This is a genomic window from Candidatus Protochlamydia phocaeensis (assembly GCF_001545115.1).
In the GTDB taxonomy this organism is placed as follows: Bacteria; Chlamydiota; Chlamydiia; order Chlamydiales; family Parachlamydiaceae; genus Protochlamydia_A; species Protochlamydia_A phocaeensis.
In genome coordinates this window covers 74,921-98,614 of sequence record NZ_FCNU01000007.1, presented here as the reverse complement: position 1 = coordinate 98,614, position 23,694 = coordinate 74,921, and the positions used below count along the sequence as shown (strand labels likewise).

23 protein-coding genes, 1 other RNA gene and 1 pseudogene are annotated in these 23,694 nt (G+C 42.4%); 15 read left to right on the top strand and 10 right to left on the bottom strand.

Annotated features, from left to right (window positions below):
• Window positions 1-4 precede the first annotated feature (4 nt).
• The 6 genes from BN3769_RS01355 to BN3769_RS01330 all read left to right on the top strand — a co-directional run bounded on the left by BN3769_RS01355 (window position 5) and on the right by BN3769_RS01330 (window position 5,125).
• Complete coding sequence (locus BN3769_RS01355; RefSeq protein WP_228840589.1) at window positions 5-1,237, top strand: FAD-dependent monooxygenase; 1,233 nt, start codon at window positions 5-7, stop codon at window positions 1,235-1,237.
• A 45-nt stretch (window positions 1,238-1,282) separates the two neighbouring features.
• The gene (locus tag BN3769_RS01350; protein WP_068466791.1) at window positions 1,283-2,215 is read left to right on the top strand and encodes a BPL-N domain-containing protein; all 933 of its coding nucleotides are present in this window, start codon (window positions 1,283-1,285) and stop codon (window positions 2,213-2,215) included.
• Between the two features lie 252 nt (window positions 2,216-2,467).
• Window positions 2,468-3,229 carry an N-acetyltransferase gene (locus BN3769_RS01345; RefSeq protein ID WP_068466789.1) on the top strand — a complete coding sequence of 254 codons (762 nt, stop codon included), beginning with the start codon at window positions 2,468-2,470 and terminating at the stop codon, window positions 3,227-3,229.
• A 268-nt stretch (window positions 3,230-3,497) separates the two neighbouring features.
• On the top strand, window positions 3,498-4,076 hold the full coding sequence (locus BN3769_RS01340; RefSeq protein WP_068466787.1) for a hypothetical protein: 579 nt from the start codon (window positions 3,498-3,500) through the stop codon (window positions 4,074-4,076).
• Window positions 4,077-4,154: 78 nt separating this feature from the next.
• On the top strand, window positions 4,155-4,565 hold the full coding sequence (locus BN3769_RS01335) for a DUF2000 domain-containing protein (RefSeq protein ID WP_068466785.1): 411 nt from the start codon (window positions 4,155-4,157) through the stop codon (window positions 4,563-4,565).
• A 209-nt stretch (window positions 4,566-4,774) separates the two neighbouring features.
• Window positions 4,775-5,125 (top strand): zinc ribbon domain-containing protein YjdM, encoded by a 351-nt coding sequence (locus tag BN3769_RS01330; RefSeq protein WP_068466783.1) that lies wholly within the window; start codon window positions 4,775-4,777, stop codon window positions 5,123-5,125.
• A 63-nt stretch (window positions 5,126-5,188) separates the two neighbouring features.
• Here BN3769_RS01330 and BN3769_RS15205 read toward each other — a convergent pair.
• The 4 genes and pseudogenes from BN3769_RS15205 to BN3769_RS01315 form a co-directional block, all read right to left on the bottom strand.
• A pseudogene (locus tag BN3769_RS15205) lies at window positions 5,189-5,500 on the bottom strand (LD-carboxypeptidase); the annotation flags it as partial.
• A 15-nt stretch (window positions 5,501-5,515) separates the two neighbouring features.
• Complete coding sequence (locus tag BN3769_RS14610) at window positions 5,516-5,701, bottom strand: hypothetical protein (RefSeq protein ID WP_154017771.1); 186 nt, start codon at window positions 5,699-5,701, stop codon at window positions 5,516-5,518.
• Between the two features lie 17 nt (window positions 5,702-5,718).
• Complete coding sequence (locus tag BN3769_RS01320; protein ID WP_068466780.1) at window positions 5,719-6,735, bottom strand: nucleotidyl transferase AbiEii/AbiGii toxin family protein; 1,017 nt, start codon at window positions 6,733-6,735, stop codon at window positions 5,719-5,721.
• A complete protein-coding gene (locus tag BN3769_RS01315) occupies window positions 6,732-7,340 on the bottom strand; it encodes a DUF6088 family protein (protein ID WP_068466778.1) in 609 nt (202 codons plus the stop codon). The genes BN3769_RS01320 and BN3769_RS01315 overlap by 4 nt, the downstream gene beginning before the upstream one ends.
• 167 nt (window positions 7,341-7,507) lie before the next feature.
• Here BN3769_RS01315 and BN3769_RS01310 point away from each other — a divergent pair, with 167 nt between their 5' ends.
• A complete protein-coding gene (locus BN3769_RS01310; protein ID WP_068466775.1) occupies window positions 7,508-7,930 on the top strand; it encodes a YjdF family protein in 423 nt (140 codons plus the stop codon).
• Window positions 7,920-8,456: a MepB family protein gene (locus BN3769_RS01305; protein ID WP_228840587.1), complete on the top strand. Its 537-nt coding sequence runs from the start codon at window positions 7,920-7,922 to the stop codon at window positions 8,454-8,456. Before BN3769_RS01310 ends, BN3769_RS01305 begins: the two co-directional genes overlap by 11 nt.
• 108 nt (window positions 8,457-8,564) lie before the next feature.
• Here the strand turns inward: BN3769_RS01305 and BN3769_RS01300 are convergent, their stop codons facing one another.
• From BN3769_RS01300 to BN3769_RS01290, 3 genes are all read right to left on the bottom strand, one after another.
• Window positions 8,565-9,527 carry a hypothetical protein gene (locus BN3769_RS01300; protein ID WP_068466773.1) on the bottom strand — a complete coding sequence of 321 codons (963 nt, stop codon included), beginning with the start codon at window positions 9,525-9,527 and terminating at the stop codon, window positions 8,565-8,567.
• A 161-nt stretch (window positions 9,528-9,688) separates the two neighbouring features.
• Window positions 9,689-10,081, bottom strand: a transfer-messenger RNA (tmRNA) gene (gene ssrA, locus BN3769_RS01295).
• Window positions 10,082-10,148: 67 nt separating this feature from the next.
• Window positions 10,149-12,134, bottom strand: a complete 1,986-nt coding sequence (locus BN3769_RS01290) for a protein kinase domain-containing protein (RefSeq protein WP_068466771.1) — start codon at window positions 12,132-12,134, stop codon at window positions 10,149-10,151.
• 844 nt (window positions 12,135-12,978) lie between these two features.
• On the opposite strand from BN3769_RS01290, the gene ileS reads away from it, so the two are divergent.
• Window positions 12,979-16,089, top strand: a complete 3,111-nt coding sequence (gene ileS, locus BN3769_RS01285; RefSeq protein ID WP_068466769.1) for an isoleucine--tRNA ligase — start codon at window positions 12,979-12,981, stop codon at window positions 16,087-16,089.
• Window positions 16,090-16,181: 92 nt separating this feature from the next.
• Window positions 16,182-16,424 carry a type II toxin-antitoxin system Phd/YefM family antitoxin gene (locus BN3769_RS01280; protein ID WP_068466767.1) on the top strand — a complete coding sequence of 81 codons (243 nt, stop codon included), beginning with the start codon at window positions 16,182-16,184 and terminating at the stop codon, window positions 16,422-16,424.
• A gap of 225 nt (window positions 16,425-16,649) precedes the next feature.
• Here BN3769_RS01280 and lepB read toward each other — a convergent pair whose 3' ends face one another.
• Window positions 16,650-18,563 carry a signal peptidase I gene (lepB, locus tag BN3769_RS01275; RefSeq protein WP_228840586.1) on the bottom strand — a complete coding sequence of 638 codons (1,914 nt, stop codon included), beginning with the start codon at window positions 18,561-18,563 and terminating at the stop codon, window positions 16,650-16,652.
• 269 nt (window positions 18,564-18,832) lie between these two features.
• On the opposite strand from lepB, the gene BN3769_RS01270 reads away from it, so the two are divergent.
• The gene (locus tag BN3769_RS01270; RefSeq protein ID WP_068466762.1) at window positions 18,833-19,279 is read left to right on the top strand and encodes a hypothetical protein; all 447 of its coding nucleotides are present in this window, start codon (window positions 18,833-18,835) and stop codon (window positions 19,277-19,279) included.
• 464 nt (window positions 19,280-19,743) lie between these two features.
• Here the strand turns inward: BN3769_RS01270 and BN3769_RS01265 are convergent, their stop codons facing one another.
• Complete coding sequence (locus tag BN3769_RS01265; RefSeq protein WP_195155526.1) at window positions 19,744-20,511, bottom strand: hypothetical protein; 768 nt, start codon at window positions 20,509-20,511, stop codon at window positions 19,744-19,746.
• A gap of 166 nt (window positions 20,512-20,677) precedes the next feature.
• On the opposite strand from BN3769_RS01265, the gene BN3769_RS01260 reads away from it, so the two are divergent.
• From BN3769_RS01260 to pncA, 3 genes are read left to right on the top strand one after another with little or no spacing between them, the layout of a single operon-like run.
• Complete coding sequence (locus tag BN3769_RS01260) at window positions 20,678-21,022, top strand: hypothetical protein (protein WP_068466758.1); 345 nt, start codon at window positions 20,678-20,680, stop codon at window positions 21,020-21,022.
• 4 nt (window positions 21,023-21,026) lie between these two features.
• Window positions 21,027-22,523 carry a nicotinate phosphoribosyltransferase gene (locus tag BN3769_RS01255; protein ID WP_068466756.1) on the top strand — a complete coding sequence of 499 codons (1,497 nt, stop codon included), beginning with the start codon at window positions 21,027-21,029 and terminating at the stop codon, window positions 22,521-22,523.
• A gap of 6 nt (window positions 22,524-22,529) precedes the next feature.
• A complete protein-coding gene (gene pncA, locus BN3769_RS01250; RefSeq protein ID WP_068466754.1) occupies window positions 22,530-23,180 on the top strand; it encodes a bifunctional nicotinamidase/pyrazinamidase in 651 nt (216 codons plus the stop codon).
• On the opposite strand, the gene BN3769_RS01245 is transcribed toward pncA, so the two are convergent.
• Window positions 23,131-23,352, bottom strand: coding sequence for a hypothetical protein (locus tag BN3769_RS01245; protein ID WP_068466752.1), 222 nt, complete (start codon window positions 23,350-23,352; stop codon window positions 23,131-23,133). The genes pncA and BN3769_RS01245 overlap by 50 nt on opposite strands.
• A gap of 49 nt (window positions 23,353-23,401) precedes the next feature.
• On the opposite strand from BN3769_RS01245, the gene BN3769_RS01240 reads away from it, so the two are divergent.
• Window positions 23,402-23,686, top strand: coding sequence for a DUF167 domain-containing protein (locus tag BN3769_RS01240; RefSeq protein ID WP_068466750.1), 285 nt, complete (start codon window positions 23,402-23,404; stop codon window positions 23,684-23,686).
• Window positions 23,687-23,694: the final 8 nt, after the last annotated feature.

The window sequence follows — 23,694 nt, the reverse complement described above, 5'->3', positions numbered from 1 at the left end:
TTGAATGATGAGAAATAAAAAAATTTTAATTTCCGGTGCAGGCGTGGCAGGACTGGCATTGGCCTATTGGCTGCGCCATTATGGATTTTCACCCACTGTTCTTGAACGGGCGCCGGTTTTACGCACGGGCGGCTATAAGGTCGATATTCGGGGAGCAGCTCTAGAGGTGGTCAAGCGCATGGATCTTTATGCTGCCATTTCGGAAGCGCGGACGGATATCCAAGGTGCCACTATCGTGGACCGATTTGGCAATTCCGTCGCAGAAATGAGCGGCGACACCTTTGGTTTGCGCGTAAGCGCGGATTTAGAGATTATGCGCGGCGATCTTTGCCGGCTGCTCAAGGCCCAAGCGGGAGAAATAGAATATGTATTTGGCAATTCAATCAAGGCAATGGCACAAGAATCAGAAGGCGTATTAGTGCAATTTGAACAGGGCATTGGCCGGTTCGAAAAAGGCCCTGATCGCATCTTTGATTTGGTCATCGGAGCAGATGGCTTGCACTCGTCCGTTCGAAAATTGACGTTTGGAGCAGACCCGCATTTCATGCAAGAGCTCGGCCTGTACATTTCCATTTTTACGGTTCCCAATTTTTTAAATCTCGATCGCTGGGAAATCGAATATGCCGACAATCACAAGCTTGTTAACCTGTATAGCGCGAGGGGCGAGAGCGATGCAAAGGCGGCTTTTCTTTTTGTTTCGAAACATTTGCACTTTAATCCGCGAGATATTAAACAACAGCAGCGATTGCTTGCCGATGCCTATGCAGGGCTTGACTGGGAAGTGCCTAGGTTGCTAGAAGCAATGGCGCATGCGCCCGATTTCTATTTCGATTCGGTCACTCAGATTAAAATGGATAAATGGTCGAAGGGGCGCGTTGCTTTAGTTGGAGACGCAGGCTATTGTGCTTCGCCTGCATCAGGGCAGGGGACTAGCCTAGCTTTGGTCGGAGCTTTTGTGCTGGCGGGAGAGCTTGCTGCAGCGTCCGGCAATTACGAGACTGCATTCAGCCAATATGAAAAGCGCATGCGCCGCTTTGTCGAAGAAAACCAACGATTAGGGCAAGTATTTGCTAAGAATATGACAGGAGAAAACAAGAACAAATGGGTCGTTTGGTTGCATGACCAGTTCATGCGCATTTTGCCTGGAAAATGGATGAATTTCATGACCAACCGCTCTGTTAATCGCGTTAAACGCGCAGCTAATGCCATTACGCTTGCAGACTATTTTGCCGTTTAGGGCATCCAGAAACACAAATGCATCAGGCCATTAAGGAGATGATTAATGTCAGATAAATTATTTAAAATAAAATATAAGCTCCTTTCTCTCTTTTATTTTTGCTTTCATTCCTTGGCTCTTTATTCACAGTGCGATAAGGACGTCTCTTCTCAAAAGACCATCTTTATTTACAACGGCCCGGGAGTGTCGCAAGCCAGCCTTAAACAAATAGAGCTGGCAGCCAGAAGAAAATTTTCGGGTTCTTACGCTGTGGAAAAGATCAGCCCGCTGCAAGTGATCTCGGATCAATGGGAAGAGAAGGCGGCTTTGTTTATTATTCCTGGGGGGGCCGACATTCCCTATACGCAGGCTTTAAATGGGACGGGTAATCAGAAAATTAAAGATTACGTCGAAAAAGGCGGATCTTTCCTTGGAATTTGTGCAGGCGGATACTATGCAAGCGCATTTGTAGATTTTGCCAAAGATACGCCTCTTGAGGTCCAAGGAGACAGAGAACTGGCTTTCTTTCCCGGCAGTGCAAAAGGTCCAGTCCTTGCTCCCTACGATTACCTTTCAGAAAGTGGAGCGCGGGCAGCCCAAGTAACGTGGGCCGTGGAAGAGGCTTTTCCAAAAGGGGAGCGTTTCACTATTTTTTATAATGGCGGTTGTTATTTTGTTGAAGCTCCTGCTTACAAAGACGTTTCAATCCTTGCTTTTTATGACCTTGAAGAAACCCTTCCTGCCATTATTCAATGCCGAATAGGACAAGGAACAGCGATTTTAAGCGGAGTCCATTTCGAGTACGATCCCTTATTCTTGGATGCCAGCGATGTCCATTTAGAAAAAATCCTTCCCAGCCTTTTTCAGGGCAATGAGCAGCGGGAGCTTTTATTGGCGCATTTGTTTGAGCGTCTTGTTTCGCATCAAAGTAAAGAGGAACCGGCTTCTCTCAAGGCGATAAAGCCAGCAAAAAACAGAGAGAGCGTAAGGGCGTGGTAGGAAATAAAATGGCTTATCCATTCCTCTAAAAGGGGGTTAAAACCGCTAATGACCTCGATTCGCGTTCTTTTCCTTTAGAAAGTTCGAGTAAGAGAGCCATATTTACTCAGATTGTCCCTCTCTCTCTCGTTCCTTATGGGTTTTAATACACCTATACGTCAACTTCTGCCAAGAAAAGATAAAGGAAAACGCATGGGAGGTAAGCGGACAGGACAGGACTTTTAATTGGGAAAATTTAGAAGGTCTGTTAAAATGAACGGTTTAAAATTGCAAACGGTAAAATCGAAAACTCGAGCGTCCCTAATGAAGATCAAATGCCTTTTTTTCTTACTTTTGCTTCCTTTACTAATGGCCATGCCGCTACAAGCGGAAATAAAGTCTAGTTGGGATGTTTCCTCACAGGTCCTTTATTTAGAAATTGAAACGCCTATCGGCCTTTGTCTTGTCTATCGCCCAGATACAGAGGAAATGCAACGAACAGCGGATCTTGCCAAACGAATTTTCCAGGACGCTTTTTCAGCAACTTATCAAGAGTATCATCGACAAAGCGGCTCAATGCAGACGATTGAAGAGTGGCTGCGTTTAAAAGAAGGGCTGTCTTTAGAAACATGGCTGAGCCACACGTTTGATGAAGAGTACGCCGAATGCTTACAGGGATTGAAGCGGATGATCTATCTATCCGACGTGGAAGGAAATCTGATCGGCTGGCTATCTCATAGCCCCCTTTCTGAAAAAGGGGATATTTACCTTAGCCAATGTTCGTTAGAGGCATGTTTTCACAACCAAAGAGTCGCAACCACTCTTTTTGCTGCAGTTGTTAAAAATGACTATATTAATGAAATCTTTCCTGGAGCCAAAGAGTTAAAGCTAATCACACGTAAAATCAATTGGGCAGCCCATTGTTTATATATACGCGCCGGTTTTAGGCTTGATGAAACCCTTGATCCGGGTGTGTATGGGGATTCTTATGATGACCGCTATGTGGGCTATAGGCTTTTCTTAGAGATGTATTAAACCCCATAACAACCCCTATTTAAAAAAATGCGAGTCTTGGCCATCTGCGATTTTAAGGCTCTCTTAAAGAACATATCTTGATCTATTGGCGCTGAAGAGGCGTTTGGAATGTCTCTTCGGATAAATGCCCTTACTCCTTCTAACATTTCCAATATTTAAAGACTTCCCATCTAATTCAAAGAAAAGTCTGCTTCCTAATTCTTGTATTAAAAGTAAATTTTAATATAAAATCCTTACCCATAAATACATAAAATTTTGTGAGGAGACAATGAAAGATCCAAATAACGACCTGCCGCTTAATAATAGTAAGCTGAAAATTGGTTTTCCGACGAGCACTGAAGATCGCCGATTACAGCTAGTCGATATTAATGGGTCTATCTTTGCCATTGTATATTCTCCTCTAGAATCGAATGGTCCCATTAGGCTAGAGTGTGAAGATTGGAGCTTGATTCTTTTAGCTCCAATTAAAAGTAAGACCGATATAGTGATCTCGGCAATCAACATCATTCGCTTTAATACAATTGAATCGGAAGAGGGGGTGGTGAATATTAGCGCTTCTAACCAGTTGGTCAATTTTGCCTCTCCTATGACCTCTTTGGCTTATGAGACTGGGGAGCGGGGAGCGTTTCAATTTGAGGATCCGGCGGCTTTATTTAATTATTCTCAGCTATTTAATAAAGTGGTGGCTTTTGCGCGCGGCGAAAATCTTGATTCTTCTTTTTCTGAAGCCCAGAAAAATTTTATGATGGGTCTTTGCGCCATTGCTAAAAAAATGGAGCCGAATACAGAAGACCTTAATCTTCCGCGAGTTTTTGGAATTTGGGATATTTCTTGGTCTAATGACTGAGCAAAAACAGCCTTCTTATCACTCCTTGATGAGTAAGGAAGCCATTACAGTTATCTAATTAAATTTTAGAGAAAAGTTATGTTCGAAAATAAATTGGTAGCGGTTATGAACGAAAAGATTGAGCCGGGTGTAATTATGAATGCCTTGGCTCACATGTGTATCGGTTTTGGGGCCGATATAGGTAAAGAGCTTTTACGCCTGACCGATTATATGGATGCGGATGGAGGGAGTCATCCAAATATCTCTGAGATGCCCTTCATGATTTTGAAAGCGAATTCGAATAAAATAAGAGCGCTCCGCGAGGCTGCTTTACAGGCTGGAATACGTTTTGCTGATTTTACCGATACCATGACTATAGGCAGTTATTTAGAGCAAATCGAACGAACCAAGCAAACAGAAGAAGCCGCTTTAATCTATTATGGCGTTGTTTTATTTGGCAGTTGGGATAAAGTGTCGGAGCTGACAAGAAAATTTTCTTTATGGAAGTAAGAGAGGAATAGCCAGGCGTAATTGGATTTTATGTATTTGAAGCGTTCGTTGAATTTTAAGGTGAAGGAAACGGGAAGTAAAAAGGCTTCACTTTAAGAGTGAAGCCCGAATTGATTGGAGGTGGAGAGACGCATTCAGAACTTTTGATTGGACGACAGTTCATTTTATGATTTATGATAGAGGTTTGCATAAATAAGCGGAGTTTATTAATGACAGATTTACCTAAATGTACAAAATGTGGTTCTGAATATACTTATGAAAATGGTGCCTACTATGTTTGTCCAGAATGTGGAAATGAGTGGACTGTTTATACTGAGAAGAAAAGCGAAACGGAACAGTCCGTTGTGAAGGATGCATATGGGAATACCCTTCAGGATGGCGATACTGTGACCATTATCAAAGATATTAAGGTTAAAGGATCCTCATCAGATTTAAAAGTAGGAGTAAAAGTGAAAAATATTCGCTTGGTGGATGAGGTTAACGGCCATAACATTGAAGCGAAGGTTCCAGGGTTTGGTCAGATGATGCTCAAATCGGAGATTGTGAAGAAAAGCAGCTAGACAACAGTAAAAAAACTAATTGGACATCGTTTTGTCTTTTATAGAAACAGATGTTGTATATCACTAAAAACAAAAGGCTTTAGTCGTTAAACTGAAGCCTTTTGTTTGATTGGAGGTGGAGAGTGTATAATCTTGCATCCCACCGCCCATTGCAAATTGGGTCATCACGGCATCCCCGTAATAAGAAACAATTCCTAAATTCCATAAAAACAGATATAGATTGGTGCAGTCGCTGTAACCCATAAAAATTTTGGGATTACGTGAAATAAGCTCTTTGTCTAAGTAAGGAAGTATCCTGATTTGGTCGATTCCACCTATTGTCGCAATGATGCCTTTAATAGAGGGGTCTGAAAAAGCTTCGTTAATGTCTTTTGCGCGAGCTTCAGGATTTTAAGAGAGATATTCTGGACTTTGGCAGGCAGTAGGAAATTCTACAGGTATGAGCTTAAAAATTTTCTTAATTCGATTTAATCCTTGTTTGTATACCCATGGAAAAAGAAAAGGCATTCCAGAAGACGGAGATACGATAGCGACTTTATCGCCTGGTTTTAATGGCAAAGGTGTTTGGAATTTCATTAGTTTTCCTATACAAGCTATTCTTTGTTAAACTCGTTTTCAAATTCACTAACGGTTTTTAAAATCAATTCCCAGGCAGGAATCTCTCTAAAAAACATTGATTTCATTAGACTGTAATCTTTTTGAACTTCCTTTAAAACATGAGGTGGGGGAACGAGCTTTAAGCTTCCTTTTCTGGCGGTGGCATAGCTTGCCCAGCCTGAGGCAAAATAAATACTTTTATGATTGGCCACTCTTTCAAGTAAGGCTACCTCTTCAAGGGCTTTTTTCTTTATTGAAGAGTTTATTAATCGAAAAAAATCATAAAAATGTCTAGAGATGCGTGGTGGAAGCTTTTTATCTTCAGGCAGGTGTGCGTATTGATGAAGAATAGTTGCTTTTTCCCAAAAAGTTCGTTCAGCATTCAGTACGCGAATAACTGTATCAGGTTCATGAATTTTTTCTTTTAATACTTCTTTAACATAGCTCTCTATTTTGTGTTCGCTGACAGGCCAGTGTTCAGACCTTGCTCCAATTTCAATTTTTACAAGAGGGCGAATATATCCTGTTTTTGAGGTGTTACTTGGATATTCAAATAACAATGATTGGGCATCAGGATCTTCTGGGTCAGAAAAAATTTGCCACCCATCGGTTGTTTTGAGCTCTGCAGAAAAAGTTTCTTTAAGGCTGGCTAACATTTCAGTTTGTACATAATTGGAGCAAGCTTTTGAAAGATTATCAATGATAGCGTTTTGTTTTTTCTTGGAAGAGGCATTTTCAAGATTATGAGGTTCACCAAAGCCAAAAAATTCTCTTTCGATTGAAAGATCAATATCTTCTGAAAAACGATCAATCAAGCCATATACTTTTGAAAGAGAGGTGCCCCCTTTAAAGGTGAGATAGGGCTTCATCTTTTCTAGCGAAAACAGCCTTTTCAAAACCCATACGACCCAATAGTCTTTTTCAATAATTTCAAAAGGCATGCTCTTGATATCAACGGCAGCTCTGAAAAAAAGTTCTCGTTCATTTTGAGGTAAAAGATGAATCTCGTTCATGGTTTTATTCCTATCACTTCAAAAACAAGAACTCTGATCCAGGCGGGAGCGAACTTCATGTTTTTTCTAATTTCTTCTTCAGTCGAATCTTTGAGCAATTTTGCAATTTGCATATGCATTTTTTTGTCGATATGATCTTTTCCCAGATTTTTTAAAGCCTGTATTATGAGACCTTCTTTAGTTCCAGCAGAGAGCATGTTTTTTCTTGTGGTTTTTTTGAAAATGATTTCTTGATTGCCAACTTTCACCTTCTTAGATGCCCCTTCGGTAAGAAATATAACTCGGCCTGGAACTTGCGTGGAAAAGCCTACTAAATTTGCCGCATGAGCGCCTGCAGGTTGGATTAGTACACTATCTTTTTCCGCAATTGCTCTGGCTACTTCGTTGACATCTGGAGGAATAATACCCAGGAGATCGTGCTTTTTGGGATAATCATACAAACCCTGCGCAAGCCTTCTAATAAAGCTTTGTTTTTGAAGTTGGGAGAGAGCTTTTCTAATAGAAGCATCGCTACCTAAATCTGCAAAATGCATAGGGGTAAAACACCAACCGCTGCCGTGTTCGATAATCCTATTTTTTATTTTGCTTTCCATACTTTCGCGCATATTGTTCCTACTCACTTTTCACAAAAAGTATCATGTTTTTGTGAAAATCGCAATAGAAAATGTATAAAATTCACAAAAATATAGTTGTTTTTGTGAAATTTAGATAGGATTACCCAGAAAGTGTAGCTGTGGATGGGTAATCTACGGCGAGAGTATGAGGCAAAGAGATGGCTATAGTTAAAGCAACGATTTTCTTTGAAAAACGCTTTTGCGTGGGAACTTTTGAGCGTACAGATAAAGAAGGATATACAATTGCACGTCATATTTTTGGTACAGAACCTTCTGATTCTGAAGTTCATGAATTTGTTCTAAAGCACTATGTAGAGCTAAAATTTGGAGAAGCTAAAGAAATCACTATTCAAATTCAGCGGATGAATCCAAAAAGAGTGCAGCGGGAAGTCCGTCGAGAAATGGAAAAAATGAGGGAAACATCAAAGCCATCAACTTTAGCAAAAGACTACATGCGAGAAGAGATTGAGAAGAAAAAGAAAGAGAAAAAAAGCATAAGCAGCGCTGAGAAACAAGCTCACAAAGAAGAGCAATTTTCCCTCAAACAAGAAAAACGAAAGGAAAAACATCGTGGTCATTGAATTAAAGGAGAATGTCCTTTCAAAGAGGGTTCATCCAGATTTGCTATTAGCTGAAAACCTTATCTATAAGCCATCTGGGCTTATCCTTCAGAATCTGAAGATAGAGGATGAGAGTGAAGATTACGGAGCTTCTGAATTTATCATAAAGAATCGTTCTGTCAAATTTCGCGTAGGAAAGATCACCCCAACAAAAGTTGGACAATTTGTCACTTTTTGGAAACGTCTAGGTGAAGGACCAATTTTGCCCTATGAATTTACTGATTCTTTTGACTCTCTTGTAGTCAGCGTGCGTGCCGAAAACCATTTTGGCCAATTTGTTTTTCCAAAAACTGTGCTCTGCGAAAAAGGAATTGTATCTTGCAATGGAAAGGAAGGCAAAAGAGCTATGCGTATTTATCCCCCTTGGGATAGAGCTGATAATTCTCAAGCTAAGAAAACGCAAGCCTGGCAATTACAATATTTTATTAAATTCTCTGAGAATACTATTGATTTCCAACGCATGAGAAATTTATTTGATATCGCTTAGCGGTTAAATAGACCATCTCTTTACCAATGCTTCCATCTATGTGACAATGCATTGAATTGTGATGCCTCCTTCTCAGGGAATCACGGAAATCACAAGTGTCACAGTACATTATAAACAGATGATGTTTTTTCTCTCAGTAGATTCGTGGATATTCACAATTTTGTGGGTGATTTCATCCAGCAAATAGGCTTTGCCTGTTTGTTTCGGTATACAAACATTCAAAGTTTGTTCAATATTTTGGAGTGTCCCTAGCCCAAGTTGAATCCTTTCACCGATCTCACTTGAAGCGTCAAAAGTTACATATTTTATTGCTAAGATCTGGCAATCGGCATCCTTAAGACCAGTGACAAGATAGGTCAATGCCTCAGAATCCACCATGTCTTCATAGGACTTGTAATTGGAATCAAATTTCATATTATAATATCCGGCATGATCATCTACCAACTTTCCAAAAGGTAATGTAATACCGTCTTGATGTATTTTAAACCAATGAGCTAGTTGTCTTTGCCTTAGGCGTGGTGTAGATACGCTGGGAGGGGTTAATGTACAAAAAATATCCCATGCTAGATATTCAGAAGCTCTTTCTACAAATTGTGACAAACTTTTCCTGAAAAGATTTATTATATCCGCAAACAGAATTTCATGAAGCTCGATGCCATCTTGCTCTGCTTTAAACTTCTTTTTAATTATTTTTAAACGAACTTCTCTCACCTTAATGAGATGTTTAAAGTGAGTAATCAACGTGTAAAGTTTGGCGTTAACGTGTTCTTTAATGCTAGAGTGGGCTTTGATAAGTTCTTGATCTATAGTAGCTAATTCGTCTTTGGATAAATTTTCTTTTTTGAGCTTTTGTAGAAAAGGTAGCGTGGGTGCCTGTAGATCTTTAGGTATTTCTAATTTTGTTTTATGAAATCCAATATATTCGAAAAATAAGTAATAAGAATGGACAGGTTGATAACGTCGTCCAATATGCCTGCAAAAATCATCGAAAAGTTCGATGCGGATTTCAGGATTTTCTATTAACTTCCTTACGACCCTGTTATCCAGATAAACTGGATTTATTGATTCCATGCCAACTGTGTCTCCAATTCTTTTACTGCAGTTTCGTTTGGTCTAGTGCGTAAATACTGCGTAATTGAGCTTTACGCAGTCGAATTTTTCGGTATGAATTTTGTATTGTATGTCACTAAAAACAAAAGGCTTCAGTCGTTAAACTGAAGCCTTTTGTTTGATTGGAGGTGGAGAGAATTGAACTCTCGTCCTTGGCAAATTACGAATTGACCACTACATGCTTATCGTTCTGAAAATTGGCTAATCTCTATGCAGAACGCGCCAATAAGATTAGTTTGCTTCGTTTAATCTCGGCATTAGCTCCTAGAAGCGGCGGGGCTAATTCCACACCAAGTGGATGACGATAGATTCTGAAACCCCTGGTCCAATTTCAGGCTATCGTGCTACTCAGACTGTTAGGTCTTAAGCAGCAGCTCGGAGTTCAGCCTCTGGGCTGAAATCGAGTGCGACAATTTTGTCGGCATTTAATAGTTTACCGGTTTTTTAAGGAGGCCAACCGATATCCTCCGCATGCAATCAATTTTTCATTTCCTAGTCGAAACCGTAACACCCCCATTATTTATAGCTCTATTATATGTCAAAAGACATTTATTTTAAATTGAAATCCAATTTGATTTCTTTTTAGGCAGCTTGAGTGGGAAAATGTTGGTTTTGAAGGGTCTGCAATTGTTGACCGATTTTAAGCTGAGAGAGGGACGTTTGGGTAGCGAAAATCTGTTTGACAATTTGCAATAAGCCCTGCTTGATGGCCAATTCCTGCGATCCAGGCTCATGCTGTTGCTGAAGAAGCGTATCGATATCGGTCAAAATCTCTTGATTTTCTGCAGGGGTCTGCATGCCAAAGCTGGCAGGAAGGGCTAACTGATCACAGCATAGGATTTGCAAAGTCGTGATGCCAAAGGCAAACCAATCCATGTCTTCCTCTGCCAAACATCTCGCAGGCGAATTAGATATGGCTTGTAAAACCTTTGCGGGAAAATGAAAAGGCGATCCTCCAATTAGCGGCTCTCCCTTTTTGACCGTCATGCCAAAATCGGATAATTTTCCTTGTACAAACTCTTGGCCGTTGATATCGCCTTCAATTAAAAGGTTTTCGGGTTTTATGTCTCCATGAATATAGCCGTCTTGATGCAGCCAGCTAAGCCCTAGCGCAATTTCTTTTAAGGCGTTTAAAATATGTCCTGCGGAAGCCTCGAAAAGATCCTTTCCTGTTCCATATCTATTCTGAAAAACAATCATGCGCTCTTTGCAAAGCTGCTCAGTTATCACGCGGTTGATAATGCAGCAATGATAGGGGACGACAAGATAGGGATTGTTTGTTTTGCGGAGCGTATGAAGAAGCTCATTTTCTTGTCGAAGTTTTTCATTGCCTACATCTTTATTCTTAAATTTAATGCGAACCATAGGCTGGAGCGTATTGAGTAGAATAGCGGACGAGACGGTTTTGGAACCGCCTTCCGCTAACTTATTTTGGACGACAATCACTTCGTTTTTATTAATAGCAAACGTATGGGAGAGAGCCTTCCCATTCTGATCTTTCTTCTTTTTGATATAGGCAAGATTTAAGAGAGAAAAAACCCAGGGATCGTGATAAAGCTGCTGGCCAATTGCGCTAAAAGTATTTAAAAGGACTTGTTTTTCTTCTCTGCTCTTCAGCTGGTTGAGCAAGGTCATCAAGTTGTCAGGATGGACGCGGCGGGTAAGAGCATTGAAATATTTTTTTTCCATTAGCTGCAAATGACAGGCTTGAGCAAGCTGATTGAGCTGCTCAAAGACAGCTTCTTTTTCCAAATAATAGGGATTGGTAATGCTTTGGACCAAATTTAGGATGGGATAATTGGCAATTGTAGAGCTTGCTTGAGAATTTGTCTGCTCCTCCAAATGCTGCTGCAGGTCTTCTTTGGATAAGGTTTGCTCTTCTAAGCTAAGATTGAAAAGATTGATTGTTTTCCGAACGGCATGGTCAACTTTAGAGATGAAAATATTCTCTCCCTTAATAACAAAGGAATAACCAAAATTTGGTCGTTTATTGATGGATGCAGAGGGGTGAAGAAAATAATCGCCGATTTGAATAAATGTTCCCAGCAAGCGAGCCTGATCAAAATCCTCAAATGCTAAAATCTTGTCCAGATTCTCATAAGGAATATGCTCTGCAACAGCCTTTAATTTTTCTCTTTCTTCTTCGCTTATTGAAAAACCTTGGTGCCTAGCAATTCCTTCTAATTTATTAAAGATAGTATTCTTCTGCTGTTGAATGAGATAAGCGGTCAGGTCGGTTTTATTGCCTTGCTGCCGCAGTTTGTCAGACGGCTGTCGCAGGACACGGCTGATCTCATTTACACGCATGTAAAGAAGATCTGGCTCATTCTCTACTTTCACCAACACGGTCATTCTGCCGAAAAAAAGCTCTTTCAACCATATAAAGACCCATTGCCAAATCGTCTGTTTGTAGGGATTAAACGAGTAGGCGCTAACCGTTTCGATCTCACCATCTGGATTATATAATTGCACAGCAATACGCCTTCCTTGCCAACAAGGACAAATAGACGCTCTTGTACTAGAAGCCTGATAAGGCGCTTTTCTTAGACATGCATTAATTTGAAGCATAAATCAACTATATGTTATCATACTCCTATTCCCAATAAGAGTTTTTGCCCACGAAATAGATTCATATAAACCTTAGCGATCAATCGTTATTTTCAGGCAAGAAGCTAATCAATCGATTACAATCTGCACCTTTAACCGTCTAGGCTCACGTTCAATCTGCTAGCTAAGTTCTTCTCTCATTGATAGAGGTATGAGTCATAAATTCTCAATTGTTTAACTATGCTAAAGCTTAATAATAAATCTGTAAATGTCTATTTGAAAGAATGAAGGATTTGAAAGTCTGGATTAAAACTCAAATGTGCCTGGCATAGATGAGAAAAGGCTTGCTAATCTAAATTCGAGCTTCATAGGGAGAAAACACCTCAAATTTAGATGATGAGTTTTAATAGGCCTTCTAAGAACAAATATCTTCTTTAACCGAAATGGGATTCAAAATTGGATTAATTAAGTGCCTTTAACTAAATGAATAGTGAAAAATGTGGAAATAATTATTATGAAAAGGCAAAAAAGCCTTTAATAAAAAGCCGGATTAAAAGAATCGATAGGGCAAGAACTAAAAAAATAAAGGCAACCAAAACTTCAATTTTTAAGTTCGCATGGATATAATCCACTCAATTTTTGAGTTCGCTTGTGTATAAAGCCTCAAAAGAAGTAAACTATGTCGCGTTAGGAAAAAAATACCTACATAGAATGAAAGTAATGAGAGATTCTTCTCCTTGTTCTTTTACATAATTAATTGAGAATAAGAGGAAAGATAATTTTACCTCCTTGCCTGGTTGAATGGCTAGACGGGTTAGGCTTAAAAGAAAATCCTCTGAGCAAGGTTAAATATAAAGAGATTGATATGTTTCATGAAGTTCCGCAAGAGTCTTTTGACGAAAGAGAAAAAAGAATCTTAAAGTTTTGGCAAGAGGGCGCATTATTTGAAAAATCGGTGGCCAACCGCAAACACTGCCCTTTATTTACTTTTTATGACGGGCCTCCTTTTGCGACAGGCCTTCCGCACTATGGACATATTCTAGCCGGAACAATTAAGGATGTCGTCTTGCGGTATAAGACAATGAAGGGATTCTATGCTCCCCGCCGTTTTGGATGGGACTGCCATGGACTTCCAATTGAAAATGAGATTGAAAAGACGTTTAATTTATCAGGAGCGGCCTCGATTGAAAAATTCGGCATTGCCCGCTTTAACGAAGAATGCCGTAATATTGTGCTGCGTTATACCGAAGAATGGAAATCGACTGTCAATCGCATGGGGCGCTGGGTAGACTTCAAGCATACCTATCGGACCATGGATGTGCCCTTTATGGAGTCCGTTTGGTGGGTATTCAAGCAGCTTTATGAAAAAGGCTTAGTCTACGAAGGTTTAAAGGTCATGCCTTTTTCAGCCAAATTAGGAACTCCTCTTTCTAACTTTGAGGCTTCGGAAAATTATAAGGACGTGGATGATCCCTCTCTGACTGTCGCTTTTCAATCAAGGGATGATGCAAATACCTATTTCCTGGCATGGACGACGACTCCCTGGACGCTTGTGTCGAATTTGGCCTTGATGGTAGGTCCCATGATCGAATATGTGGAAATCCTGGACCATGCGTCGAAAAGGCATTATATCCTAGCATCCGAGCGGCTTTCCGCCTATTATAAAGATGCAGCCGAGTATGCGATCCTGCGTACTTTTCCCGGGCTTGAGCTCGAAGGCAAGCGCTATATTCCTGTCTTTGATTATTTTATTGAAAAAGCCAATGAGGGTGATTTCCGCATTTTATTGGAAGATTCGATCTCGGTTGAAGAAGGAACGGGAATCGTGCAGGCAGCCCCGGCATTTGGCGAAATAGACTTCTATGTCTGTCAGCGGTCGGGAATCGAGCCGGTGTGCCCTGTTGACAATAACGGACAATTTACAGATGAAATCGTCGAATATCGCGGCCTATTTGTCAAAGATGCCGACAAGGACATTATGCGACGCCTCAAGCAAGAGGGGAAAGTTTTCCATCAAGGCACATGCCATCACCGCTATCCTTTCTGCCCGCGCTCCGATACGCCTTTGATCTACAAGACAATCCGCACGTGGTTTGTCGCGGTCGAAAAATTGAAGGACCGGCTTTTAGCGGCTAATGATAAAATCCACTGGACTCCCGAACATATTCAATACGGGCGCTTTGGCAAATGGTTGGAAGGTGCGCGCGATTGGGCGATCAGCCGCAACCGCTATTGGGGAACGCCCATTCCTCTTTGGCGCGCCGATGACGGAGAAATCATGGTGCTGGGAAGCATTGCAGAATTGGAAGAGCTGACCCAGACAAAGATTCAAGATTTGCACCGCCATTTCATAGACAACCTGACTTTTGAAAAGAATGGCAAGGTTTTCCGCCGCATTCCTGAGGTTTTCGACTGCTGGTTTGAGTCGGGCTCAATGCCTTATGCGCAAAATCATTATCCTTTTGAGAATAGAGAGCTTTTTGATGAGAACTTCCCGGCAGACTTTATAGCGGAAGGACTGGATCAGACAAGAGGATGGTTCTATACGTTGACGGTCTTGGCAGCGGCTTTATTTGACCAGCCGGCCTTTAAGAACGTCATCGTGAATGGCCTGGTTTTAGCGGAAAACGGGGCCAAAATGTCCAAGCGCTTGAAAAACTATCCGGACCCGATTGAGGTTATTCATCAATATGGTGCTGATGCAATCCGCTTATATATGTTGCATAGCCCCGCTGTTAAAGCAGATGATCTGTCTTTCGCCAAGAGCGGAGTGGAATTGGTCTTGCGCCAAATCCTTTTGCCTCTATGGAATGCCTATTCCTTCTTTACAACCTATGCCCGTATCTATAAATGGAAGCCTTCAGGTGCCAAATTAAAACCTGAGCAAGCTATCGACCAATGGATTATTTCCCTATTGAACAAGCTGGTCCACGAAGTCGAGCAAGGAATGGACAATTATGACCTGTCCCAAGCCGTCGAGCCGTTTGTGGCGTTTGTCGATCAATTGACAAATTGGTATATCCGCCGTTCCAGACGCCGTTTTTGGGAAGAAAAAGATACGCCGGACCGGGCACAAGCTTTTGAGACGCTTTATCATGTTTTGATCGAATTGACCAAAATAGCAGCTCCCTACGTGCCTTTTATCAGCGAGGCGATCTACCAAAGCATGCGCTCTCCCGATATGCCGGAGTCTGTCCACTTATGCGACTTTCCGGTCTATGAGGAGCACTTGCGCCATAAGAGGCTGGAAGATGAGATGGCGGCTGTCCAAGTGACGGTCAGCTTAGGGCATGCGCTGCGCAAAGAGCACAAGCTTAAAGTACGCCAGCCACTGGCCTCTGCTTATTTGGTTTCGTCTGATCCGCGGGTCCTTTCCTTCTTGAAAGATCAACAGCATTTAATTGCAGAAGAGCTCAACGTAAAGAAGATCCTTTTTAGCGAGAATGAAGGGGAGTTTGTCAGCCTAAAAGCCAAGCCCAACTTCCGCGTTTTAGGCAAAAAGGTGGGGAAATTGATGCGTTTAGCTCAAACGGCCATCGAATCATTCGATCAGAAAGAGCTAGAATTGCTTTTAAACGATCATACTGTTGTTGTCCACCTGGAAGGAAAGCCCGTGATGCTGACTTCAGAAGACGTCCAAGTCGAACGGGTTGTGCATGAGGGGATCATTGCTGCAAATGAGGGGTTAATTACAATAGCCTTGGAGACCAACCTGGATGAGCAATTGCTTCAGGAGGGATTGGCAAGGGAAATTGTAAATAAAGTCAATACAATGCGCCGCGAAGCGGATTTAGCAGTAACGGACAGAATTAAGCTCCACATGCAGACAACAGACCGCGTGGTCTCTTGCTTTCGCCACTTTCAAGACTATATCTGTCATGAGGTATTGGCTGTTGAAGTGCAGTTTGGCCCATGCGAAGGAACGGAGTGGGATTTAAACGGAGAGCCCACCATTATTGCCATTAGTCGAGCCTAAATACTAGGAAGTGTTCAAATCCATATGTGCTAGGCAATTAGCCATTTGAACACCCTAGCTTTGACTTATCATCTGCTAACTAAAGAGGACACATGAAAACATTTACGGCTGAAGAGGCGGCACAGAATTTAACTAACCTTATTACTCTTGTTCAAGAAGAAAATAGCCATTTCCGCATCTCTTCCGAAGAGGGGACAGCCATCTTGCTATCCGAAGAAACATATCAAAATTTGATGGTGACTTTAGAGCTTTTGTCTACGCCGGGCCTGATGAATGGCCTAAAATGCTATAAACGTCCCGCAGATGTTGTCTCTATTAATGGCATGGACGACTAGTCTCTAGCCAAAAGAGTGAAGGATAGCCTCTCTTGAGTAATTTAGAATAGCTTCCATAGAGAAGCAGAGTCTTTAAATTCTTTTAGTGAATTTTATATTGTTAGATTGCAGAGAAAAAATCGCCAGGCTTGGCCTGAATTTGCTTTTTCTTCTCTGCCTTCTCTTTTTAACCGCTCTTCTTTATTGAATTCCTTTAAAGCCGGCATGGACTTCACAAAGCAGCCATTAGGCTACTTTGTGAAAGATAGGCTGACGCTTGTTGCGGCGGTACAATAGCCACCACGTAAGCCCGATCAAAGCCGCAATGCTCCAAATGATCAGACGAGGAAGCGTAAATACGGGATAAGGCTTCTGGTTGGGAATTCCCCAACGATCGCCGGGAGGCCAAATAATCAGCGAAGGAGCGCCTTGCAGATTTGCCTGAGGGATGGGCCCAAACGAGCGGCTGTCTTGGCTCATGGCATGATTGTCACCAAGGGCCAAATACTGGCCTTCAGGAATCTTAAAGCCAAAAGTGCGAATAAAGTCTTTGTCTATTTTCCCATCTGATGCCAGTGGAGGCCCATAATCCTTGAAAGCGACATAAGGAGCTTGCTCGGTGGAAGATTCCTCTCTTTGATGCTCGCGCTTGTGAAAGCTTTGCAAAAGCGGATCTTCCTTTTCCATAATGGCGCCGCCCATTACGTAGAGTGCCCCATCTCGGAAATACGCATAACGGTTGGGATAGAAAATTTGGTTTCGGGCGCTAGGCTCCACTTGCGTGCTCATTTCAATGCCTATATTGAATAGCTTTTGAATATGGCTTGGGGCTTGATTGTAAAGCGGATGATCGGAAGGAAGCTCCGTAGTAATGCCGCCCCAGCCGACTTTAACGCCCTTGCCATAGTAAAATTCATAGGTACCGTCAGGCACGCCTGGAAAGCGGGGACTGGTCGATGACGGGCCTCTTTGAGAGCCTGCGCGATAAGGGCTGGCCTGCCCATTTTGAACGACGAAACGGCATGTATAAAGATGGGACATGAGCGCTTTTAAATGCTTTTCCTGCAGAGGAATCACTGTCGTATAGCCCATAATACTGGGGCCAAACTGTTCCGAAATGACCGGCTGGGGAAAGCTTAAGCTGGGAGTATGGCGGAGTTCCAAATATAAAAGCCCATCTTCCATTTCATCCGTTTTGAAAGGCGTAAGGGCCTCAACTTGCTTTTTCGTCAGTAGGCGGGCAATGGCAATATTGCGCATGCCCCAAAAATCGCTGTACGTTTGAATGGTCGAGTGCGGATAGCGCTGGGCCATCGGCTTATCCTTGATCCATTCTTCCCCATTAAAAATCTCTCCCTTCAAGGCAGCTGGCATAAAGCGCAAACGTCCAATCGACTTGTTGAATTGATTGAAAACGGCCTGTGTAATCCATTTCGATTGCGGATCTTGCACATACGAGCGTCGTCCTTCGAAATGAGTAAAGGGAATATGCTCGAGCTTGCTCAAATAGGGGCTGTCGCGCAGCTCCGTTAGGTCGTTGCCGTCTTTGTCAATGGCGTAAATTTTCCCGCCATAAAAATACAGGACATCGCCTGGCTTACCCATACAGCTCTTGATGTAACGCTTAGTATAGGGAAAAATGCCCATAAAAGTCGAATCGGAGTCCAAATGCGGAATGCCGTCGCCTGACCAGATAATGACGCTTGTTCGTTGGACGAGATTGGGATCAAAATAAAAATGAGCGGTCTGCAAAGGTACATTAATGCCAAAAGCCGTTTTTGTCACGGTTAGGTGATCTTGTTCTTCGAAAGTCGGCCTCATCGATCCGGTTGGGATTTCATAAAGCTCGAACCACATCTGGCGTACAACGGTTGCAATCAATAAGGCGACAATAATGGCTAGGCCGATTTCCCATAGATATTCCAAAAAACTCTTTCTAAAATTAGCTTGGCAAAACGCCTCCAGCTCGCGCGCCAAACGATCAGACTCGCTGCGGTCGTCCTTCAACAATGCCTGATCGAGCGCCTCAAGGCGGGATTCTAAAAAAAAACGCTGATCGGACGGGAGGTCCTGCGCTTTCTTGCGATACCATTTATAGCTGGACTTCATAATTTGACGGGACTTATGCAGGGAATAGAGGCTAGTTGAGTCGTTTGGCATAAAAAAAGTGGCGGTTAATTTTTGATTGAAAAGAGATGAGAATAGCGCATTCGAGCAGAAATGACAATATCCTTCTTTCCTGAAAAAAAATCTTTAAACCTTTCCTTCGCTTTCACTTTAAAATGACTTTTAATTGATATCCTTATTTGATATCTTTTAAGCAAAATAAATTTTACTGATTTAATGATTTTAAATTTTAAAAAGTAAGCATGTAATTGCGTATATTTTTTTAAGTTGTTAATTGTGATTATAAATTAAAATCGAGAAAAATGATGCGTGTAGAGATAAGAGATCACAATGCCAATGTATTATGGAATAGTCATTCTCATGCTAACTTTGATGTAGATTCAAAAGGGCGTTTATTGGCTATTTCCAAATGGAATGTATTTGGCCGTTTGTTTAAGTGGATAAGAAATTTGAATGGAGCTGTCACAGATAAAGTCAATCAAACAGTTGCAAGTACCTTTGATGCGATTGCAGAGGTCAATAATCAGGCAGACGCTAAGAAGATATATGTTCGCGATCAAGAATGGGGAGTAAATGCGTTATTCTTTGATGCCACAGCAGCTTATTCTCCCTATTATCCGGCTCCTGACTTGGCTCATAAGATTCTATCTACGCCTCATATTGATCGCACGGTCCGCGATGCGGCTTTGCGCGTGCGGGATCAAAATAATCTATATGACGTTAAAAAAGACTGGGATGCCTGGATTTAATTCTAAAATTTTGGAATAGAATAAGTCTTCATATCCCCTTCTTTGAAGCATGGTTTTTTTTACTAAAGCTTCTCAAAGAACCTCCTCATTTAATACTTATCTAATTTATAATAAATAGCTTATGGGTAAAGCATTGAAATTGTATGCAGTGGATTATTTCTTTTTTTACACCTTTTGTACGCGTTTATAGATAAAAGGCTAATAATTAACCACGTTTTTTGTGGAATGTTTGTGCAGAACTTGTTGATAAAAAGTTGTTTGGAGAAATAAAAACGCTCTTAAGAAAAATTTAGGGTGGTTAAAGTGGATTTGTTGTAAACGTAAGTTTTTAATTATAAATGATTTGTCGATTTCCTTATTTTGAGGAGCTGACTTGTCTTCTAAAAATAGAAGGAAAGAAGGAAGCTAAAAAATTGTTAATAACTTCCTGTTGGTTCGAAGATAAGGCTGTTGCCATTCCTAATTTAATCTGAAGGAGTGAATGAATAGGAGCTTAGTTCAGACAAAGGAGGCTTGGGAGAGTGCAGATGGTTGCCTGAATCGATGACGCGTATCTTGGCTTTGCCGACCGCTCCGTTAATTTGCAGCCAATAGGGGAAATAAGAGGGATAGCGCTGGCTTTCCTGGGGCAAATAAACCTCGATGGTTTTGCCGGACAGATCGCTGCTGTCCCGCGGCCATTTGGTCGTCCAGCCGTCAAATTGGACGTCTTTAAGAGTCTTTCCGTCCACGATCATGCGCGGTTGCCAAAGCGGGCGGAAGTCAGGCCCTGAAGTAGGCTTGGGGCCGACTTTTTTTCTGGCTTTCAAGGGAATTTTTGTTAAGCGCAAATTGAGCAGCTTGGACAAGAAGTTGTCGGCATCTGGTATCTCATACCAGCCTCTTTTGGTGAAAGAGTAATAGCTGATCATTTGCCCCGTGCGGAGGTCGATGTCGTACATGACCCAAGAAGTATTTCCGGGAGCATTTTGCGTCACCCAGTCTTTCCAAGACAGTTTATTTGGTTTTTCCCCGTCCGGTACGGCAATTTCTTCTATTGTGATGACGTTGTCTTGTTTGGCGTAGATATGCATCAGCGTATCGGTCTTATTCGAAGAAATGACAAGGTAATCGCCCGGCTCGGCTCGCTGCAAATTGTCACGCAAGACAAGGGTTTCATTTCCGGTCAAGAAGGGATTCCCTCCAAATAAACAGACCATAAATAAGAGAAGATACAAAGAAGGTCGATGCATAATAATCCTCGAATAGTTGAACCGATTATAAAGACAGGAAATTTTTTTAGGGAAAAAAAGTCATTTTAAAGAAAACAAATGAAAAAGAAGAAAGGCAGCCTTTTATACTGCTTCACTTCGAATTCTAAATTCAGTATTCTTTGCACGATATTAATGGAGACTTTCTATGCAACGAAAAATATACATGCTCATCGCTTGCGCCGCTCCGCTCTTGGGAAATGGCCTGATAGGTGAAGAAATCCAAGGAAAGCCGGTTAAAATGGAATTGGCTTCCATTGAAGAACAAATTGCGAGTTTGAAGAAGCGCCTGCATGATGCCCATTTGCAAGAAATGCAAGAAGAGGTCGAAGGGCAAGGGTTGATGATTGCAGACTGGGAAGCCTATAGCCGCGAAATTCAAAAAATTAAGCAAAAGGAAGAAGAAATTGAGCATTTGCAGAAGCAATTGGAAGAGCTTCAACAGCGTAAAAATTATCTTTTAAAGCAATCCTCTCAATCCTTACTTACCTAGCTTTATGTCCCAAACTCGTATTCCGCATATTTATAATCAGTCGCTCGCCCTATTGACCGATCTTTATCAATTGACCATGTCTTATGGCTATTGGAAGCAAGGCTTGGACAAGAAAGAGGCCGTCTTTCACCTTTTTTTCCGTAAAACGCCTTTTCAAGGCGGATTTACGATTGCAGCCGGGCTGGAGTGCCTGATCGATTTTTTGGAAAATTTTCACTTCGATTCGTCTGATTTGGATTATCTGGCCAAAGTCTCAGGCCCGGACGGACAGCCTTATTTTCATGAAGATTTCTTGGACTATCTGTCGTGCTTAAAATTTTCAGGCAGTATTGATGCCGTTCCCGAAGGAACGGCTGTTTTTCCTTATGAGCCGCTTGTGCGCGTGCAAGGTCCGTTGATTGAGTGCCAGATTCTCGAAAGCCCGATTCTGAACTTAATCAATTTTCCGACCCTGATTGCGACTAAAGCCGCCCGCATTTGCTTGGCGGCTAAGGGAGAGCCCGTGATGGAATTTGGCGTGAGGCGGGCGCAGGGGATTGACGGGGCCTTGACAGCTAGCCGGGCGGCTTATATTGGTGGCTGCGAGTCGACGTCCAATGTCTTGGCCGGAAAGCTGTTTGGCATTCCCGTTAAGGGAACGCATGCACATAGCTGGGTGATGGTATTTGATGATGAAATGGAATCCTTTAAAGCCTATGCCGAAGCCTTGCCCAACAATTGTATCTTTTTGGTCGATACTTATGATAGCTTGGCTGGAGTAAAAAAAGCCATTGAAGTAGGGAAGTGGCTGAAGGCGCAAGGCAAAAAAATGCTTGGCATTCGCTTGGATTCAGGCGACTTGACCGATCTCAGCATCAAAAGCCGCGAGCTTCTCAATCAGGCCGGTTTTCCAGATGCTGTCATTGTGGCCAGCAATGAATTGGATGAATTGCTGATCAGCGAACTGAAGCGCCAGGGAGCCCAGATCAATGTCTGGGGAGTAGGGACGAATTTGATCACGGCTAAAGATCAGCCGGCTTTGGACGGCGTCTACAAATTGTCTGCGATCCGCAATCCCGGAGAAGAATGGAAATATAAGCTGAAGCTCTCCGAGCAAATGACGAAGGTATCCAATCCCGGCATCTTGCAGGTCAAGCGCTTTTATACCAGCCAGGAAAACGTTGCTGACGTCATCTACAATATCGAAACTCCTATAAAGGGAGACTGCCGCGTTGTCGATCCGCTTGACCCCACCAAAGAGCGATTGATTAGAAAAGGGCTGCAAAGCAAGGATTTGCTTGAGCCCATCTTTCGCAATGGGGAGCGGGTTTATCAACTGCCGACTTTAAAGGAAATTCGGGAACGGACTAAAAAAGAGCTCAGCTGTTTTCCCATGGGAATCAAGCGCTTTATCAATCCGCATCTCTATTTTGTCGGCATGGAAAAAACGCTTTATGACTTAAAAATTCATTTGATTAAACAAGTAAGGGAAGTCACGCCCATTCCATCCCCAACCCCTTGAAGCATTATGAAAAAAGCCCTTCTTATTGTCGATGTGCAAAACGATTTTCTGCCTGGCGGCAACTTGGCTGTCAAGCAAGGCAATGAAATCATTCCCTTGATCAATGCGCTCGTTCATTATCCGTTTGATTTGATTATTGCGACCAAAGACTGGCACCCGTCCGATCATGGGAGCTTTGCCGCCAATCACGGCAAGCGGACGGGAGAGCATGTGAAGCTGGCCGGAATCGATCAGATCTTGTGGCCCACGCATTGCGTGCAGGGGACGCGCGGAGCCGAGTTTGCACCTGGCTGGGACACTACCTGTATCAATAAGGTCATTTATAAGGGCACGGACCCTTCAATAGACAGCTACAGCACGTTCTTTGATAATGGCCACCTCAAATCCACCGGATTGGAAACTTATCTAAGGGAGCAAAGCATCAAGGATTTATACTTCGCTGGCCTGGCGACCGATTACTGTGTCAAGTATTCCGTGCTGGATGCGCTCAAGCTGGGATTTAATCCTTATGTGATCGCCGACGCTTGCCGTGGGGTCAATCTTCAGCCACAGGATAGCCAGCAGGCTTTGCAGCTCATGCAACGGGCAGGCGCTGTGCTTGTGTCCTTCAAAGATCTCGAGGGAGTGATGAAGGAGAAAGAGAATAGAGAGCTCTAAAGGACCAAGAGGACAAGAGTCCCAATAGCAAAAAGGCAATTGCGCCCGTCCATCCGGGAAAAGTCAAGCAGCCCACAACAACCGGAATGTTCCAAAAAAAGCGGATCAGGCTAGCGACGGCCGCTAACGCAATGACAAGCGAAGAAATAAATAAAATGGTTCTATCTGACATAAGCGAGTATTATTTTTAGATCTAATTCCTTCATAGCGGATGAGATAAAATGTTTCAACAGACAAATCGGGGAATCATTTTAAAAGTCAAAGTCATTCCGAAAGCGTCCCGTTCAGAAATTGTCGGATGGGAGGGCGAGGAGTTGAAAATACGCCTCGCTGCCGTTCCGGACAAGGGAGAGGCGAACGCCGAGCTCATCCGCATGTTTGCCGGCTTTCTTGGAATCGGCAAGTCGCATGTCGAACTCATCCAAGGCGAAACAAGCCGTCATAAGCGCCTCTGCCTCACTGGAATCTCCCTAACCGATCTGCAGGCTAAAATGGAGGCCTTTTAACCGGAATA

Coding starts and splice junctions, on each gene's coding strand:
- BN3769_RS01355 (WP_228840589.1), top strand. CDS start 5: ATGATGAGAAATAAAAAAATTTTAATTTCCGGTGCAGGCGTGGCAGGA.
- BN3769_RS01350 (WP_068466791.1), top strand. CDS start 1,283: ATGTCAGATAAATTATTTAAAATAAAATATAAGCTCCTTTCTCTCTTT.
- BN3769_RS01345 (WP_068466789.1), top strand. CDS start 2,468: ATGAACGGTTTAAAATTGCAAACGGTAAAATCGAAAACTCGAGCGTCC.
- BN3769_RS01340 (WP_068466787.1), top strand. CDS start 3,498: ATGAAAGATCCAAATAACGACCTGCCGCTTAATAATAGTAAGCTGAAA.
- BN3769_RS01335 (WP_068466785.1), top strand. CDS start 4,155: ATGTTCGAAAATAAATTGGTAGCGGTTATGAACGAAAAGATTGAGCCG.
- BN3769_RS01330 (WP_068466783.1), top strand. CDS start 4,775: ATGACAGATTTACCTAAATGTACAAAATGTGGTTCTGAATATACTTAT.
- BN3769_RS14610 (WP_154017771.1), bottom strand. CDS start 5,701: ATGAAATTCCAAACACCTTTGCCATTAAAACCAGGCGATAAAGTCGCT.
- BN3769_RS01320 (WP_068466780.1), bottom strand. CDS start 6,735: ATGAACGAGATTCATCTTTTACCTCAAAATGAACGAGAACTTTTTTTC.
- BN3769_RS01315 (WP_068466778.1), bottom strand. CDS start 7,340: ATGCGCGAAAGTATGGAAAGCAAAATAAAAAATAGGATTATCGAACAC.
- BN3769_RS01310 (WP_068466775.1), top strand. CDS start 7,508: ATGGCTATAGTTAAAGCAACGATTTTCTTTGAAAAACGCTTTTGCGTG.
- BN3769_RS01300 (WP_068466773.1), bottom strand. CDS start 9,527: ATGGAATCAATAAATCCAGTTTATCTGGATAACAGGGTCGTAAGGAAG.
- BN3769_RS01290 (WP_068466771.1), bottom strand. CDS start 12,134: ATGCTTCAAATTAATGCATGTCTAAGAAAAGCGCCTTATCAGGCTTCT.
- ileS (WP_068466769.1), top strand. CDS start 12,979: ATGTTTCATGAAGTTCCGCAAGAGTCTTTTGACGAAAGAGAAAAAAGA.
- BN3769_RS01280 (WP_068466767.1), top strand. CDS start 16,182: ATGAAAACATTTACGGCTGAAGAGGCGGCACAGAATTTAACTAACCTT.
- lepB (WP_228840586.1), bottom strand. CDS start 18,563: ATGCCAAACGACTCAACTAGCCTCTATTCCCTGCATAAGTCCCGTCAA.
- BN3769_RS01270 (WP_068466762.1), top strand. CDS start 18,833: ATGATGCGTGTAGAGATAAGAGATCACAATGCCAATGTATTATGGAAT.
- BN3769_RS01265 (WP_195155526.1), bottom strand. CDS start 20,511: ATGCATCGACCTTCTTTGTATCTTCTCTTATTTATGGTCTGTTTATTT.
- BN3769_RS01260 (WP_068466758.1), top strand. CDS start 20,678: ATGCAACGAAAAATATACATGCTCATCGCTTGCGCCGCTCCGCTCTTG.
- BN3769_RS01255 (WP_068466756.1), top strand. CDS start 21,027: ATGTCCCAAACTCGTATTCCGCATATTTATAATCAGTCGCTCGCCCTA.
- pncA (WP_068466754.1), top strand. CDS start 22,530: ATGAAAAAAGCCCTTCTTATTGTCGATGTGCAAAACGATTTTCTGCCT.
- BN3769_RS01245 (WP_068466752.1), bottom strand. CDS start 23,352: ATGTCAGATAGAACCATTTTATTTATTTCTTCGCTTGTCATTGCGTTA.
- BN3769_RS01240 (WP_068466750.1), top strand. CDS start 23,402: ATGTTTCAACAGACAAATCGGGGAATCATTTTAAAAGTCAAAGTCATT.